Source organism: Bacillus cereus group sp. MS39, assembly GCF_040448665.1.
In the GTDB taxonomy this organism is placed as follows: domain Bacteria; phylum Bacillota; class Bacilli; order Bacillales; family Bacillaceae_G; genus Bacillus_A; species Bacillus_A wiedmannii.
In genome coordinates this window covers 3788818-3805447 of record NZ_CP123058.1, presented here as the reverse complement: position 1 = coordinate 3805447, position 16630 = coordinate 3788818, and the positions used below count along the sequence as shown (strand labels likewise).

The window sequence follows — 16630 nt, the reverse complement described above, 5'->3', positions numbered from 1 at the left end:
AATAGGAGTTTGAGCTAGTAGATGAAAAACGTAAAGTTTTTTCTAATGAGCTGGTTATTCATAAATGTGTGTCTGTTCTTCCCTCTGCAAAGTCAGGCGGAAGAACAAATTGAGCCAGATCAAAAACTAAATGAAATGAATGTACAAGAAGAAAACAAAGAAGTTCAAGAGCAGCCAGAGCAAGTGGAAGTGAATCAAGGTAAAGAGGAACAACAAGAAGTAGTAAATGAACAAGAGGTCGAAAAAAAGATAGAGACGGATCAAGGGGTTATTACAGTAAATAAGTCGGAAATAAAAGTTGGCGAAGAAGTGCGAGTTATTGTAGAGCCGAAAGAGCAAAATGTTCAAAGTATAAAAGGTATTTTGCGCTTGCCAAAAAACGGCGATCAGTATGAACAAGAAAGAATGCTATCGTTTAAGTATGAAGAGGAAACAAAGCGATGGATTGCTAACTACAAGGTCGAAACTTTTGATTTGCAAGGTGATTGGAATCTTCAGCTCATTCAAAGTTCTAAAGAAGCTGAGAAAGAAGAGCTTATAGAAAATGAAGTGAAAGTCCCATTTATTCGTATAAATAATGACACGCCAACAATAGATAAAGAACTGCCGAAGTTGCATAAAGTTACTGTTGACGAGGCGAAAGAGAAGCTAATTGAACGGAAACAAGGCGATTCTATACTTGTGCGAGTGAAGGCGACGGACGGAGAATCAGTTGTGAAAGAGGTTCGTGTTACATTAAAAGGGAAAGAAAATAAAGAAATTACATTTTTATTAGATTACAATAAGCGCGACATGGATTGGCAAAAAGTATTTGAAATAACGGATGCGTTGCCAATCGGGACATACGAAATACTTGTAGAGATAGTAGATGCGGCCGGCAATAAACTGGTTGAAGAAAGTGAATATATCGTTTCTGTTTTGGAGCAACAAACAGAAGAGGATAAAAAGGTAGAAGAACGAGAGAATGAAGATAAATTAGAAGATAAGAAAGAAACTGAGGAGCAGGAAGAATCGAAAGTAGAGATTCCACTTCTGGAAGAAAAACCGCCAGTTGTTCAAATTCCGAAGCAAGAAGAGAAAATAAACGATTTTATAAAAGAGCCGCTGAAAGAGAAAGAAGAAATTACTTACTTTATAAAAGAGCCGTTGGAAAATCATAAGGAATTAAGTGATGGAAAGGCTCAAAAAGAGAATAAAAGTAGAAATGACAATGGAGTCGTTTCGAAAAAGAAAGAACAAATAGAAGAACCGCAAAAGAAAAAAGAAGACAGAAGCGAACAAGGAGTACAAGCTTCTAATGTGTTTGCTATTATGTCAGGTTTATTCGTATTGTTTTTAGTTTTAAAGAGTAATAAAGAATGGGGCTAATTATTTCATCGTAATGGAGGCGCTTAAATGGAAATTAAACGTACGACAATTGAAAATAAGACGCTACAACCATTAAAACAGCCTGCAGCTATTTCAGAACATGAGATTCAGAAAGAACGAAAACGTAGTAACCTAGTGTTTACTGGACATTCTAAAATCATTATGAAAAATAATGAAATCGGAATTTTACTTGCTAGTTTAGGTGACGGAAAGATTGTGAAAGAAATGCTTTCTAAAGAGATGGATACAGTGTTACAACTTTTTAAAAAGTTACACACGCTATCTGGAGAAGGAAAGCAAACCGAAAAAGTATATGAACAAATAATGAGAAACTTGCAAGGGCTTGTAAAACAGGCGCATATAAAAGAACTTCCTTTGTTAGATGGAACGTATGATTTCGCTGAAGTACAACTATCATTTGGCAGAAAGGTACATATTCCGTTGCTAGATGTAAGTGCACTCCTTTCTAGCGTGGAGAGTGATTCATCAGAAGGAAATATAAATTTAATGGTAACGGTTATTACTGCTTACATAACGAAATTGTCTAACGAAACTATTTTAATTAGCGTTACAGATCGCACTGCTAAAGAGCGGGATGTAAGTGTATGGAGAGCGCTCGCAGAAATGAATATGACACAATTATCACAGGCGTTGAAACAAACGATGCAAGAACATAAATGGTCAATGACGTTTCTTTTTCTCTTTATATGGGTTGTTTGTATTATTTTAATTCGAGTTATATAAAGAGGTCGTCACTTTACATTGTGACGACCTCTTTTATATTTTTTCGTAGAAGAATGTATCAAATCTCTGAAGATTATAACGTTCAGGTGTTAAAATTTGTTCGGTACTACCAACAAATAGTACGCCGCCTTTTCGTAAAGAACGACTAAACTTTTCATAAAGTTTTACCCTTGCTTCTTCAGTAAAGTATATCATTACGTTGCGACAAATGATTAAATCGTAATTTGTATCGAACGACTGCATTAACAGGTCGTGTTGTTTGAACGTGACGTTTTGCTTAATATTTTGATGTAATGAATATATATCATTCTCTTTTGTAAAATGGCGTTCTTTCAAATCAATAGGTAATTCTTTTAAAGAACGTTCTGTATATTGACCGCGTTTTGCAGTTTCTAAAATGTGGAAATCAAGATCCGTTGCTATTATTTCATAGCGAAATGGAGATAGATGTTTTGATAAAATTAAAGAGAGTGTATACGGTTCTTCACCGGCAGCGCAAGCGGCACTCCATACTTTTAATTTTCCGTTATTTTGTTCAAGTAATTTTGGTAGTGCTTTCGTCTCTAACGTTTGCCAACGTTCTTTATTTCTAAAAAATTCTGAAACGTTAATTGTAATATAATCAATAAAACTTAAAAATAAATTTTGATCGGTACGTAAATTGCTTAGAAAACTAGTGTAGTTCTCAAAGCCCTTTCTCGAAATAAAAGCATCGATTCTACGACGCATTCTATCTTGTTTATATGAAGCGATATCCATATTGAATTGTTGTTTAAAACTCGCGATAAAATGATCATAATCTTGTTCAATTATCATATTTATAATAGGCACAATAACGATATTGTGCCTCCCCCTTTACATCATACGGATTTTTTGTTCAAAGTTTTTTTTCATCTGTTTTTCATGTAAACCTGGTAAATCATAAATAACAGCATCAATCCCAGCTTCTTTTGCAATATCAACGGGAATGACAGATGTATGCTTGTCTCCGTTATAAAAACAGAGAACTAAATCGGTATCTTCAATAATTTGTTTAACAAAAAACATATAATCTGATCGGTAAATAGAGTCGGAAGGATGATCAAAAGCAACATACTCGGCTCCGTGTGTTTTTAAATAATCAACGATTTCTTGAAATTCATCTGTTACTGCTTGAAACGGTTGTAGCGTGTAAAGGCATAAATTTTGAGCGAGTCTTTCGTTTTCGACGAAAAAACGAAGTACCTCATTTTCAATAGATTTATAACATAATATGTAAATTTTATGTTTGTGAGCATAGTCAGTTAAAAATTTTTTAATTTCTTCTTGATCTAATGCTGTTAATTGATTTGAACCACAAAGAAAAATATTCATAGAATTGTGCCACCTCATGCTAAATTGTAACATATCTTCTATAAAAAATAACTGCAAAATATTAGTGTTCAGAGTATAATTATAAATAACTAGATTTTACGATTAACTTTAGGAAGAAATAAAAAAATAAAAAGGTGATATATATGCTGCGTTCTATCTCGCATAATCCAATTTTATCGCATATACCGCCTGCTACTCAAATGCCGAAAGAAGCAAATGTCAGGACAGGACTTGCATTTTCGGATAATTTGCATGCAGATCCGAAAAAAGATAAATTGCTAGAACAAATGGAAGCATTTGTCGATAACATTGGAGAAATTAAAGAGAAAATTGAAATGGAATTAACACTTGATAACGTAATGGAATACAAAAATACAGTAAAATCATTTTTGAATTTTTACGTTGACAATGTATTGCAATATAAAGATGTCATGTCTCGTCATCCACGTTATGGATATTCACAGAAAATGACGATTGTGAAACAGGCGGAAATGGGATTGAATGAGTTAGAAGATGTTATGAATTTAATTAATACAAAAACGGGACATTTAGAAATGTTAAATCAAATTGGAGAAATCCACGGTTTAATTGTAAATTTAGTCTTGTAAAAGGGAAGGAAGCTATATGTATATACAATTATATGAAAAGCTTGTTATTATTCAAAAAGCATATGAAAATATTCAAGCGCTTGGAGAACAAATATATGAGAATTTAAAACATAAAAATGTAAATGCGGTTCAAAAACTGCAAATAGAGCAATTGCAGTATATTGATGGTTTAAAAAAGTTATCAAATTCATTTGAAGAAATGGTTGTTCAGTTTTGTAAAGAACAGGGAGTGGAATCATTTCGCGTAAGTGCGTTATTTTCGTATTTTTCTCATGAAGAAATTGAAAAAATAGAAAAATTACAAAAAAACTTAACTGAATTAGAAGAGAATGTAAAAATGATTCTTTTGAAAAATCAATATTACTTAAACGTACTATTAAAAACTACAGAAAGTATTGTGGATTCCGTTTCTGAATATAACTTAGAACGAAACAATAATTCGCAAATCTTTATGAACGAACTATTGTAAAGGGGAAGTGAAGCATTATGAGATTATCTGATTATAATACCCCGTTATCGGGCATGCTAGCGGCACAAATGGGATTACAAACGACGAAACAAAACTTGTCTAACATTCATACACCTGGATATGTACGTCAAGCGGTGAATTTCGGTTCTGTTGGAGCAAGTAATGGGCATACGCCGGAACAAAGAATAGGATACGGTGTACAAACGTTAGGTGTTGATCGTATTACAGATGAAGTGAAGACGAAACAGTTTAACGACCAATTATCTCAACTCGCTTACTATAATTATAAGAATTCTGTTTTATCACGAGTAGAGTCTATGGTAGGAACGACAGGGAAAAATTCAATATCTAGTTTAATGGATGGATTTTTTAATGCTTTTCGAGAAGTTGCAAAAAATCCGGATCAATCAAACTATTACGATACGCTAATTTCTGAAACTGGGAAGTTTACAAGTCAGGTAAATAAACTTGCGAAAAACTTAGATTCAGTAGAAGCGCAGACGACAGAAGATATTGAAGCACATGTTAATGAATTTAATCGTCTTGCTGCTAGTTTAGCAGAAGCGAATAAAAAAATTGGACAGGCTGGTACACAAGTACCGAATCAACTTTTAGACGAACGTGACCGCATCGTTACAGAAATGTCAAAGTACGCCAATATAGAAGTATCTTATGAATCTATGAATCCTAATATCGCAAGTGTTAGAATGAATGGTGTTTTAACAGTAAATGGACAAGATACATATCCGCTCCAATTAAATAAAACGAAAGAGCCAATGTCAGTTGAAATATACGGTTCGGAAATCCCTTTAACTAGTGGTGCAATAAAATCAGCGGTCGATACGAAAGGGCAGATTGCTAGTTATAAAAAAAATCTTGAAGACTTAATGAGTTCAGTGAAAAAACAAGTAAATACAGTGATGGGAAAAGATTTCTTCGTTGGAGATTATGCGAAAGAGTTGAAGTTAAATCCAGAATTCGCGAATGATTTTTCGAAAATGAAAATATCTGCTGAAACTGCAAATAAACTGGCAGGAATTACAGATGACAATTATAAAGAAGGTCTTTCATATAAAAAAGCATTGGACCAATTCATAGTTAAGGTAGCATCTGATAAAAGTGAAGTGAATGGTTATCAAAAAATTCATGGAGATTTATTAGAAGGTATTCAGCAAGAAAAGATGAGTGTCGAAGGCGTGAATATGGAAGAGGAAATGGTAAATTTAATGGCCTTCCAAAAATACTTCGTAGCAAACTCTAAAGCTATTACTACGATGAATGAAGTGTTTGATAGTCTATTTTCGATTATCCGATAGGGAATAGTAATTGATTGAAAATAAGTAAGGAGGAGATAGAAATGAGAGTATCTACATTTCAAAATGCAAATTGGGCAAAGAATCAGTTAATGGATTTGAATGTGCAACAGCAATATCATCGAAATCAAGTAACTTCAGGCAAGAAAAATCTTCTTATGAGTGAAGACCCACTTGCAGCAAGTAAATCATTCGCGATTCAACATTCGTTGGCGAATATTGAACAAATGCAAAAAGATATAGCGGATTCTAAAAATGTACTAAGTCAGACAGAAAATACATTGTCAGGTATTGTGAAATCTTTAACGAGAACGGATCAATTAACGGTGCAAGCATTAAATGGACCAAATGGTGAAAAAGAATTAAAGGCAATCGGTGCCGAAATCGATCAAATTTTAAAACAAGTTGTATATTTAGCGAATACGAAAGAGCAAGGTCGCTATCTGTTTGGTGGAGATAGTGCAGAGAAGCCTCCATTTGCGGATGATGGGACATACCAAGGCGGCGAAAAAGATGTAATGTGGAAGCTAAATGATGGTTATGAAATTAAAGCGTTTCGTAAAGGTGAGGACTTACTAACTCCTGTTATTCAAACGTTAGTAAAGATGAAAGACGCGATGCAAAACGGTGATCAAAAAGCGTTACAACCGTTATTAGCGGAAAATAAGAAAAACTTGGATAGTGTTATTAATCGTACAACAGAAGTAGGAGCAACGATGAACACTGTAGATACGTTTAAGACAATTTTAAGCGAGCAAAATCTAGCCCTTCAAGAAAATCGTAAAGAAATCGAAGATGTTGATTTAGCGGTAGCAATTTCTGACTTGGCGTATATTAATGCGACGTATGAAGCGACGCTTAAAGCAGTTAGCACGATGAGCAAAACGAGTATTTTAGACTACATGTAAAAAAATAAGGAGTGAGAAATATGGCAGGAACGTTAACGGGTATTGGCGGTAGACAACAGATTTGGAACCTTGGAAATAACATGATCGATACTTCTAATTTCGTTGAATTAGAAATGAATGCGCTGGATATGAGAAAAACGCCGTATACAAATGAAAAGAATAGCCTTTCACAAGATAAACTTTTATATACAAGTTTAAAATCAGAATTTAGTTCTTTCACGCAAACATTTAAAAATTTAGCGGCTTTTAAAGGAAATGAGAAAAAGGTAACAACATCACAAGACGGTTATATTAATGTAAAAGCTGATGGCGGTGCGATTGCTGGAACTTTTAATATGACGATTACACAGCTTGCGCAGCGTCATCAAATAGCTTCTGATGATATTGGAAATATAGATGCAAAGCTTAATAGAGATGAAACATTAAAACTAGGTGGTAAAGAATTAAAAGTAACATCTGATATGACATATAAAGATTTAATTAATAAAATTAATGATGGAGATTATGGTGTATCAGCTTATACGCTTGGAAATAAAATTTTTATGTCTTCGAAGAAAGAAGGAACAGAAGGAGAAATTGATTTTAAGGACAACACATCTAAATTCTTTCAAGATATAGGATTAGCTAATACGGACGGTACAGCGCGCAATATAATAAATAAAGCGCAAAATGCTGAGTATACGATTAATGGTATTAAAGGCGATAGCTCTACCAATACAATTGAAGCCCTTCCGGGTGTGAAAATTGAATTATTAAAAGTAACTGAGCAAACAGTAGAAGAAAAGCCGGTAGAAAAACCCGATGGAGAAAAGACAGAGGTTGATCCAAAGGCAACAGAGGCGAAAGCAAAAGGTATAGAACTGAAATTTACAGTAAGTGACTCAAACGTAACGGATGCATCAAATGTTATTAAAAAGATGGTTGCGGATTATAATAAAGCTGTTTCTACAATAGATATATTTGCTGGGAAAGGCGGGGCTTTCCAAGGTCAAGCTATTATGCAAAGTGTACGCCAAGCGATGAATAACGTCGTAACATTTTCTCAAGATGGTAATTACTTATTCTCATTTGGTATTCAATTAAAGCAAGATGGAACGATGGAAGTTAATGACGAAGCATTAACGAAAGCGTTAAAAGAGAAGCCGGATGCAGCGAAGCAATTTTTCTTTAGTTCTAACGGATTAGGAAAAATGATGGAAGAACCACTTGAGAAATTATTTGGTGATAAAGGTGTAGTTGGAGAACGAGTAAAAAGCATTGATTCACGTGTAAGTGATTTAGATAAAAAGATAAAAGATATTGAAGCACAAAACTTGCAAAAGCAAGATGAAATTGTGAAGAAGTATCAAAAGCTAGAAAGTACACTAGCTGAGCTTGATAGCCAACTAAAAACAATTAAAGCAATGACAAAACAAAAAAGTGATGATTAATGATAGTTGAGGAAGTGATCGTATGCAAGCATGGCAACGTTATATGCAAAATGATATTATGACGAGTAATCCAATTAAAAATACAATTTTTATTTATGAAAGATGTATTGTAGAGTTTCGTAATTTAGAAGAACTGTTACATACTTTTAAACTACAAGAAGGAGATGCACTTCTTGAAAAGTTAGAACGTATTTTTGAAGAATTAAAGCTTCAATTAAATCCTGAAATTACGAAAGATTTATATGATAGTTTATATGGTTTATACGATTGGATTAGCATTCAAATTCAAACAATGAAAGTAACGCGTGAAGCAAAAGACATGGATGCGATTGTGAAAGTGTTACAAGATTTAATAGACGGTTACCGCGGAGCACTTGAAAATGAACAATGATATTTATCGGACGTTTGTCGGCTGTTTTAATGAAATCGGTGAATTGCAAGTGTCAGATGGAGAGTTTGCTGAGAAGAGTGAGATGTTAAATCGTTGGATGATGACATTGGATGAAGAAACGCGCGCACAAGTTGCAGCAGAAGTAAGCCCATTCATTATTAAGGCGGCGCAGCATATTCGAGATAAGCAAAAGATTTTGGAAGAAATGATTATGACAAATGATGGGCGCATGAAAGCTAATTCATTTTACGGTAAATATTAATAATAAAGTGTGGAAACGGATCCCCCTTTTTAAAAGGGGATCCATTCCTTCGTGTAAATAAAGAATTCCGCTGGTTGAGGTTTCATTTTATGGCTGTAAAAAAAACAGGAGTAATCTAAATAATATAAAAATAAGATTCAGCTAGTCGTAAATATATTGAAATGTTATATAGATTACTACGCTTATACAGTTTTTTTATATTCTTTTTATATTTTTGTATTTTTCTAAAGACAACAATGTAAAAATGGAATAAAATATGTAAGGGTACATAATAGTTAATATTTTAATAAATACATATAAGAAATTAAATAATGAAGTGAAACTTCCATCAGTGGATCATATGTTCAAAATGGTAAGTTAAAAAGGAAGGGTGTGGAGTATGCCAGATTTAGTGACTGATGTAAGCCATTATATGAATTATTTAGTGACGAAACGAAATACGGTTTCTAGTAATATTGCAAATGCGAATACACCTGGCTATAAAGCACAAGATGTTACATTTGCTGAGCAAATGAATAAGAGTAGTGCATTATATAAAAGCAATGCTGCGGATTTAAAAAGCAATCCAGATTTATATCAAACGAATGAAATGCACTTACCGACAGTAAATATGAAAAATACATATGCAAAGATTCAAACGAAGTCAATGCAAACGAATAAAGACGGAAATAGTGTGGATGTAACGACAGAAATGCTAGATTTAATGAAAGCAAACCAATTATATGGCGTTTCAATTAATGCGATTAATACACAATATGCAATTAACCAAGCAGCACGCGGACGTTAATAGTAGAAGGAGAGACAACGATGTTTCAGGCAATTAATGCAAGTGGATCAGGGCTAACGACAGCGAGAAAGTGGATGGAAGTTACTTCAAATAATATTGTAAATGCAAATACAACAGCAGCTCTGGGGGCAGATTTGTATGAGCGCCGTAGTGTAGTGCTTGAATCAAATAATAGTTTTGCGAATATGTTAGACGGGACACCAACTAACGGGGTGAAAATAAAGAGTATTGAAGCAGACAAAACTGAAAACTTAGTGTATGATCCGACGCATCCGCATGCAAATGAAGAAGGATATGTACGTTATCCGAATGTTGATGTGACTGCTGAAATGACGAATGTAATGGTTGCTCAAAAAATGTACGAAGCAAATACAAGTGTATTAAATGCGAATAAAAAAATGCTTGATAAAGATTTAGAAATCGGCCGAGGATAAAGGGGGAATAAGGGAAGATGAAAATCCAACCAATGTTACATACACAGCCATTTGGCGCGATTCAGTCAATTGGTGCACCGAAAACTTCAGAAGCACCTGTAGTCGAAGGGAAGAAGTTTATCGATTTATTGGAAGATATGAATCAAACACAAAACAATGCGCAAACAGCGGTATATGATTTACTAACAAAAGGGGTAGGAGAAACACATGACGTTTTAATTCAGCAAAAGAAAGCTGAGTCTCAAATGAAAACGGCTGCTCTTGTACGTGATAATCTTATTGAAAATTATAAGTCACTAATTAATATGCAAATTTAGGAAAATGGACGGGTGTGTTTAAATGGAAAAGTTAAAAAATGTTTTCCAATCGTTAAAAACGTGGCATAAGTTAGTCATTGGTGCTGCGCTTTTAGCAATTGTAACAGGAGCACTTTTATACTTCACCTTGCCAGATAAATATGTTGTTGTATATCAAAATTTAAATGATGCAGACAAGCAAGAGATTACAGCAGAATTATCGAAGCTAGGTGTCGATTACCAATTAGCAGCCGATGGTTCGATTCGTGTGCAAAAGAATGATGCTCCATGGGTTCGAAAAGAAATGAATGGAATGGGATTACCGTTTAATTCAAAAAGCGGTGAGGAAATTTTATTAGAAAGCTCGCTCGGTTCAAGTGAGCAAGATAAAAAAATGAAGCAAATTGTCGGTACGAAAAAGCAACTAGAGCAAGATATTGTAAGAAACTTTGCTGCAATAGAAACGGCAAATGTTCAAATTACATTACCTGAAAAAGAGACGATTTTTGATGAAGAGAAAGCAAAAGGAACAGCAGCGATTACGGTTGGCGTGAAACGTGGTCAACTATTAACAGCTGATCAAGTTGCGGGTATACAGCAAATGATTAGTGCAGCAGTTCCTGGTGTAAAAGCAGAAGAAGTAAGTGTTATTGATAGCAAAAAAGGTGTTATCTCAAAAGGAGCAGATGAAGCACATTCTAGTAGTTCCTCTTCTTATGAGAAAGAAGTAGAGATGCAACATCAAATTGAAGGTAAATTAAAGCAAGACATCGATGCAACGTTAATGACGATGTTTAAGCCGAATGAATATAAAGTGAATACGAAAGTATCTGTAAACTACGATGAAGTTACACGTCAGTCTGAAAAATATGGTGATAAAGGTGTACTTCGTAGTAAACAAGAGCAAGAGGAAAGCTCTACTGCGCAAGAAGGAGCAGATACGAAGCAAGGTGCTGGTATTACAGCAAATGGCGAAGTGCCAAACTACGGTACGAACAATAATCAAAATGGAAAAATTGTCTACGATAATAAAAATGGCAACAAAATCGAAAACTATGAAATAGATAAAACAGTTGAAACGATTAAGAAACATCCAGAATTAACGAAAACAAATGTTGTTGTATGGGTAGATAATGATACGTTAGTAAAACGCAGAATTGATATGACAACTTTCAAAGAAGCAATTGGTACAGCAGCTGGACTTCAAGCTGATCCAAATGGCAATTTTACAAATGGTCAAGTTAATGTTGTAACTGTTCAGTTTGATCAACCGAAAGAAGAGAAGCCGAAAGAGCCAGAAGAAAGTGGTATGAATTGGTGGTTAATCGGTGGAATTACAGGTGGCTTATTAGCGCTTGTTGGACTAATATGGTTCTTCTTAGCACGACGTAAGAGAAAGAAAGAAGAAGAGGAATATGAAGAATACTTAGCAGAAGAGGAAGTTGCTGCAAGTAGTGAAAGTATTATGGAAATTCCTGAAGAGAAAATAGTACCAGAGCCAAAAGCAAAACCTGAACCAGAAGAACCGAAAGAACCGACGTTAGATGAACAAGTGCAGGATGCTACGAAAGAACATGTAGAAGGTACTGCAAAAGTAATTAAAAAATGGTTAAACGGACAGTAAGGGAGGAACAACGATGTTAGATGAAATCTCCTCCAAAGAAAAAGCTGCCATCCTCATTCGTACATTAAATGAAGAGGTGGCAGCAAAAGTCATTGAATATATGACGGCTGAGGAAAAAGAAGTGTTACTGCGTGAAATCGCGAAGTTTCGTGTATATAAACCAGAAACGTTAGAGAATGTACTAGGGGAGTTCTTATATGAACTTAATGTAAAAGAATTGAACTTAGTCACTCCAGATAAAGAGTACATTCGTCGCATATTTAAAAATATGCCAGAAGAGGATCTGGAAAAATTATTGGAAGACCTTTGGTATAACAAAGATAATCCATTTGAATTCTTAAATTCACTTACAGATTTAGAGCCACTTCTTACAGTGCTTAATGATGAATCGCCACAAACAATTGCAATTATCGCTTCTTACATTAAACCGCAGCTTGCTTCTCAGTTAATTGAGAGATTGCCAGATCATAAGCGAGTAGAAACGGTAATGGGTATTGCGAAACTAGAACAAGTTGACGGTGAATTAATTAATCAAATTGGTGAGTTATTAAAAGCGAAATTAAATAATATGGCATTTAGTGCAATTAATAAAACAGATGGCTTGAAAACAATTGTGAACATTTTAAATAACGTTTCACGAGGCGTTGAAAAAACAGTCTTTCAAAAGCTGGATGAAGTTGATTATGCATTATCTGAGAAAATTAAAGAAAATATGTTTGTCTTTGAAGACTTACTTGGTCTTGAAGATCTTGCGCTTCGCCGTGTACTAGAGGAAATTACAGATAACGGTGTCATTGCAAAAGCGCTTAAAATTGCAAAAGAAGAAATTAAAGAGAAATTATTTACATGTATGTCTACAAACCGTAAAGAGATGATTCTGGAAGAATTAGATGGCTTAGGGCCACTTAAGATGACGGATGCTGAGAAAGCACAGCAAACAATTACAGGTACGGTGAAAAAGCTAGAGAAAGAAGGAAGAATTATCGTTCAAAGAGGTGAAGATGATGTCCTTATTTAAAAACAGAATTCCGAAGAATTCTGTTTCTTTTTCTGAAGAAACGTATGAATTACAATTTCCAAAACCAATACCAGTTCACGTAGAAGAAGAAATACAAGTGGACCATGAAGAGCTTCTTGCACAGCAACAATCATTGCATGTTGAACTGAATCAACTAAGGCAAGAACAGCAAATGTTAGAACGAGAGCGCCAGCAATTATTACATGATCAAGAACAATTTCAAATGCACGTTCAGCAGCAGATGAAAGAGATAGAATCGGCACATATGCAGTTTCAAAAAGAGCAACAAGAAACAGCATACGAATGGACGGAATTGTTATGGGATCAATCTTTTCAACTAGCAGAAAAAATTGTGAATCAAGCAGTTGATGCGCGATTGCTTGATGTGCTACCTATTTTAACTGGTATCGTTCAAACATTGCCTACTTCGTTTGAAAAATTAGTCATTACCGTACATCCTGAAACATTTGAACGTATTCAAGAAGAGAAGGAAAATACGAAAGAGTATTGGTTACTACAATTAGTAGAATGGAAATACGATTTCTCCTTACAGTTCGGTGAATTTGTTCTGGAAGAAGAGAAAGAGTTCTTTGAATTTAAATTTGCACCTATATTTGCGAAACTTCGCCAGAAATGGGAAGAAGAGAAGTTATTTGAGGAGCAAAATGTATGAATCGACTGTTAATGAATGAAAACCAAAAATGGAATACGTTTATTGAAACGCCGTTTTTTACGAAAGTCGGTAAAGTTCATAGTGTGCAAGAGCAGTTTTTCGTAGCGAAAGGGCCAAAGGCGAAAATTGGTGATGTTTGTCTCGTTGGAGAACATAGCGTTTTATGTGAAGTAATTGCGATTGAAAAAGAAAACAATATGTTACTCCCATTTGAACAGACAGAAAAAGTATGTTACGGAGATTCAGTTACATTAATTGCTGAAGATGTTGTTATTCCTCGTGGTAATCATTTACTCGGAAAAGTGTTAAGTGCAAATGGCGAAGTGCTAAATGAAAACGCTGAAAACATTCCATTGCAAAAAATAAAGTTAGATGCTCCGCCTATTCATGCATTTGAACGGGAAGAGATTACTGATGTATTTGAAACGGGAATTAAATCCATTGATTCTATGCTAACAATTGGTATCGGTCAAAAGATTGGTATTTTCGCTGGATCAGGTGTTGGTAAGTCTACTTTACTCGGAATGATTGCCAAAAATGCAAAAGCTGATATAAACGTTATTAGTTTAGTAGGAGAACGTGGCCGGGAAGTAAAAGACTTTATTCGAAAAGAATTAGGCGAGGAAGGCATGAAGAAAAGCGTCGTTGTCGTAGCGACGTCAGATGAAAGTCATCTTATGCAACTTCGTGCAGCTAAGCTTGCAACATCTATCGCGGAACATTTCCGAGACCAGGGCAATAACGTACTACTTATGATGGACTCTGTTACTCGTTTTGCTGATGCACGTAGAAGTGTTGATATTGCCGTTAAAGAGTTACCGATTGGCGGTAAAACACTCTTAATGGAAAGTTATATGAAGAAGCTGTTAGAGCGATCTGGGAAAACGCAAAAGGGATCTATAACAGGTATTTATACTGTACTCGTTGATGGAGACGATTTAAACGGTCCTGTACCAGATTTAGCACGCGGTATTTTAGATGGACATATTGTATTAAAACGTGAGCTTGCAACGCTCAGTCATTACCCTGCTATTTCAGTGCTAGATTCAGTAAGTAGGATTATGGAAGAAATCGTTTCGCCAACCCATTGGCAACTGGCAAATGAAATGAGAAAAATTTTATCTATTTATAAAGAAAATGAATTATATTTCAAATTAGGAACGATTCAAGAAAATGAAGAAAATGCTTATGTTTTTGAATGCAAAAATAAAGTAGAAGGTATAAATTCATTTTTAAAACAAGGTCGATCAGATCGTTTCCAATTTGATGATATTGTTCAAGCAGTGCACCATATAGTATAAGACCTCGCACCTGTAGGTCTTATTTTTTTGTTTTTTAATATTTCACAGATTTTTTTGTAAAAAAACTATATAATAGAAAAAGAGAGCGTTATAATAGGAAGGGGCTATGAAAACAGGTGGATAAGCAGCAGTACGACACGATAAAATTGCAAATAAATCAAGAAAAAGAACAGATTTTGAAAGAAGTGTATGAATTAACAGCTGAAAAAAGAAAAATAGAACAAAAAAAAGAATATGATTTATATGTTGTGAAGTCACGTAGTAAAGTCGTACAAACTGGGCAACGTATTATGGCTGGTATGCTTTCCTCACATACGTTTTCACCTGAAAGAATAGAAGAATGGAATCGGAAAATTAAAAAAACAGAAGATTTTATTCGAAAAAATGAAAGCCTTTTAGAACAAGTAAAAGAAAAAGAACGTGTCATTGATGAGATGTATCAAGAAGATTGTAAAAAGCTTGCAAAAGTACGAGAAAAGCAGGAAGAAAAAATGCTTCTTGATTTAAAAATGTGTATGAATGGATGAGGTGAATGTAGTGATACAGTCTGTATTACCGGTGCAACAAAGTTTACCTCCGCAAAAAGAAAAAGGGCTAGAAGTACAATCCAAAAGTGAAGCTTCTTCATTCGATCGTGCGATGAGGATGGAAAATAAACAACAGCCGAAAACGGAGAAAACAAAACGAGAAGATGCACCAGAAGATAGAAAAGAAAACATTCTTTCTAAAAAATCGGCAACGAAAGAAGAGCCTAATGTAAAGAAAGAAGAAAAAAAAGAGACAGAACAGTTATTATTAGCTGTATCTGAGCAAATGGTTGCAATTGAACAGTTACGTGTGCAGCCAGAATTGTTATATCAATACATACAAAAAATACAAGAGTTATATAAAGAATATGGAAATATAAAACTTAACGAATTACCCGCAGGTGAATTACAACAATTACAAGAACTTCTTTCAAATATGAATATCAAAAATGCTATATGTTTAGAAGATACAATGCAAATGGCATTAGATAAAGTGAAGATGCCGGAGCAAATGATGCAAGTATTGAAGGTTGTAGAAACAGAGACTTGTAATATTGCAAAGAAACAAGAAGAGTCCAAAGACTTAGATTTAGATCTTCCGAAAGCTGAGGACGATGATGTAAAGATAGAGTTGCCGGAAGGTGATGTGTTAAACGATTCGAATTCTGCGGGTGCGGAGTTATTAAATAAAGCGACGAGTACCGATCAAATAGGAAAATCCAATAGTGGCGCTGAGAAAGTTTCATTGCCTGACTTAGGAAAGAAAATGGAAGCACAAGTAGAAGCACTGCAAAAGTTTGTAGTGAAACAAGAACGTGTTCTATTTCAGTTAAATCCAGAAAAACTTGGTACATTAACAGTGTTTATGAAAAAACACGGAGATCAGATTGATGTTCACGTAGAAATGGAAAAACACGATGCGAAAAAACGTGTGGAAATCATTTTTGATGAATTGAGATTGAAGTTAAAAGAAAAAGAAATCAATATTCAAATTAGCTATTCAGATAAAGATGAAAATCGTAAAGAGCAGCGAGAACAAGAGCAAAGGCAAAAACAACAATTAGCAAATACGAAACATGAGAAACGAGAATCAAAAGAATTTGCGGGATTATTGGAGGAATAAA

General features: G+C 34.5%; 20 protein-coding genes. 18 read left to right on the top strand and 2 right to left on the bottom strand.

Annotation, left to right across the window (positions count from 1 at the left end):
- Positions 1 to 21 precede the first annotated feature (21 nt).
- Positions 22 to 1368, top strand: coding sequence for a transglycosylase (locus tag QEP67_RS19705; protein WP_353706383.1), 1347 nt, complete (start codon positions 22 to 24; stop codon positions 1366 to 1368).
- A 27-nt stretch (positions 1369 to 1395) separates the two neighbouring features.
- Complete coding sequence (locus QEP67_RS19700) at positions 1396 to 2112, top strand: hypothetical protein (protein ID WP_000403987.1); 717 nt, start codon at positions 1396 to 1398, stop codon at positions 2110 to 2112.
- A gap of 33 nt (positions 2113 to 2145) precedes the next feature.
- Here QEP67_RS19700 and cheR read toward each other — a convergent pair whose 3' ends face one another.
- Together cheR and QEP67_RS19690 are read right to left on the bottom strand one after the other, a co-directional pair.
- Positions 2146 to 2928, bottom strand: a complete 783-nt coding sequence (gene cheR, locus QEP67_RS19695) for a protein-glutamate O-methyltransferase CheR (RefSeq protein WP_000582891.1) — start codon at positions 2926 to 2928, stop codon at positions 2146 to 2148.
- A gap of 39 nt (positions 2929 to 2967) precedes the next feature.
- Complete coding sequence (locus QEP67_RS19690) at positions 2968 to 3465, bottom strand: hypothetical protein (RefSeq protein ID WP_001020104.1); 498 nt, start codon at positions 3463 to 3465, stop codon at positions 2968 to 2970.
- 143 nt (positions 3466 to 3608) lie between these two features.
- Here QEP67_RS19690 and QEP67_RS19685 point away from each other — a divergent pair, with 143 nt between their 5' ends.
- From QEP67_RS19685 to QEP67_RS19610, 16 genes are all read left to right on the top strand, one after another.
- Positions 3609 to 4073 (top strand): YaaR family protein, encoded by a 465-nt coding sequence (locus QEP67_RS19685; RefSeq protein ID WP_000946323.1) that lies wholly within the window; start codon positions 3609 to 3611, stop codon positions 4071 to 4073.
- Positions 4074 to 4089: 16 nt separating this feature from the next.
- Complete coding sequence (locus tag QEP67_RS19680) at positions 4090 to 4542, top strand: hypothetical protein (protein ID WP_000275870.1); 453 nt, start codon at positions 4090 to 4092, stop codon at positions 4540 to 4542.
- Between the two features lie 17 nt (positions 4543 to 4559).
- Complete coding sequence (gene flgK / locus QEP67_RS19675; RefSeq protein ID WP_001239688.1) at positions 4560 to 5858, top strand: flagellar hook-associated protein FlgK; 1299 nt, start codon at positions 4560 to 4562, stop codon at positions 5856 to 5858.
- A gap of 41 nt (positions 5859 to 5899) precedes the next feature.
- The gene (locus QEP67_RS19670; RefSeq protein ID WP_001266398.1) at positions 5900 to 6763 is read left to right on the top strand and encodes a flagellar hook-associated protein 3; all 864 of its coding nucleotides are present in this window, start codon (positions 5900 to 5902) and stop codon (positions 6761 to 6763) included.
- A gap of 20 nt (positions 6764 to 6783) precedes the next feature.
- Positions 6784 to 8193 carry a flagellar hook-associated protein 2 gene (locus QEP67_RS19665; RefSeq protein WP_000929240.1) on the top strand — a complete coding sequence of 470 codons (1410 nt, stop codon included), beginning with the start codon at positions 6784 to 6786 and terminating at the stop codon, positions 8191 to 8193.
- Positions 8194 to 8215: 22 nt separating this feature from the next.
- Positions 8216 to 8584, top strand: coding sequence for a flagellar protein FliS (locus QEP67_RS19660; protein ID WP_001149518.1), 369 nt, complete (start codon positions 8216 to 8218; stop codon positions 8582 to 8584).
- Entirely contained in the window at positions 8574 to 8846 is a 273-nt protein-coding gene (locus tag QEP67_RS19655) for a hypothetical protein (RefSeq protein WP_001058081.1), read from the top strand. The genes QEP67_RS19660 and QEP67_RS19655 overlap by 11 nt, the downstream gene beginning before the upstream one ends.
- A gap of 379 nt (positions 8847 to 9225) precedes the next feature.
- Positions 9226 to 9633, top strand: a complete 408-nt coding sequence (gene flgB / locus QEP67_RS19650; RefSeq protein WP_001113119.1) for a flagellar basal body rod protein FlgB — start codon at positions 9226 to 9228, stop codon at positions 9631 to 9633.
- Positions 9634 to 9653: 20 nt separating this feature from the next.
- Complete coding sequence (gene flgC, locus QEP67_RS19645) at positions 9654 to 10067, top strand: flagellar basal body rod protein FlgC (RefSeq protein ID WP_353706382.1); 414 nt, start codon at positions 9654 to 9656, stop codon at positions 10065 to 10067.
- A gap of 17 nt (positions 10068 to 10084) precedes the next feature.
- A complete protein-coding gene (gene fliE / locus QEP67_RS19640) occupies positions 10085 to 10384 on the top strand; it encodes a flagellar hook-basal body complex protein FliE (RefSeq protein WP_000701667.1) in 300 nt (99 codons plus the stop codon).
- Positions 10385 to 10406: 22 nt separating this feature from the next.
- Complete coding sequence (locus QEP67_RS19635) at positions 10407 to 11987, top strand: flagellar M-ring protein FliF C-terminal domain-containing protein (protein ID WP_000413177.1); 1581 nt, start codon at positions 10407 to 10409, stop codon at positions 11985 to 11987.
- A 13-nt stretch (positions 11988 to 12000) separates the two neighbouring features.
- The gene (locus QEP67_RS19630; RefSeq protein ID WP_000883371.1) at positions 12001 to 13005 is read left to right on the top strand and encodes a flagellar motor switch protein FliG; all 1005 of its coding nucleotides are present in this window, start codon (positions 12001 to 12003) and stop codon (positions 13003 to 13005) included.
- Complete coding sequence (locus QEP67_RS19625) at positions 12992 to 13678, top strand: FliH/SctL family protein (RefSeq protein ID WP_000051717.1); 687 nt, start codon at positions 12992 to 12994, stop codon at positions 13676 to 13678. Before QEP67_RS19630 ends, QEP67_RS19625 begins: the two co-directional genes overlap by 14 nt.
- A complete protein-coding gene (locus tag QEP67_RS19620) occupies positions 13675 to 14979 on the top strand; it encodes a flagellar protein export ATPase FliI (protein ID WP_001080942.1) in 1305 nt (434 codons plus the stop codon). Before QEP67_RS19625 ends, QEP67_RS19620 begins: the two co-directional genes overlap by 4 nt.
- Before the next feature lie 116 nt (positions 14980 to 15095).
- Positions 15096 to 15506, top strand: a complete 411-nt coding sequence (locus QEP67_RS19615) for a hypothetical protein (RefSeq protein ID WP_000360874.1) — start codon at positions 15096 to 15098, stop codon at positions 15504 to 15506.
- Positions 15499 to 16629, top strand: a complete 1131-nt coding sequence (locus QEP67_RS19610; protein WP_151035366.1) for a flagellar hook-length control protein FliK — start codon at positions 15499 to 15501, stop codon at positions 16627 to 16629. Before QEP67_RS19615 ends, QEP67_RS19610 begins: the two co-directional genes overlap by 8 nt.
- The last annotated feature ends 1 nt before the right edge of the window (position 16630 follow it).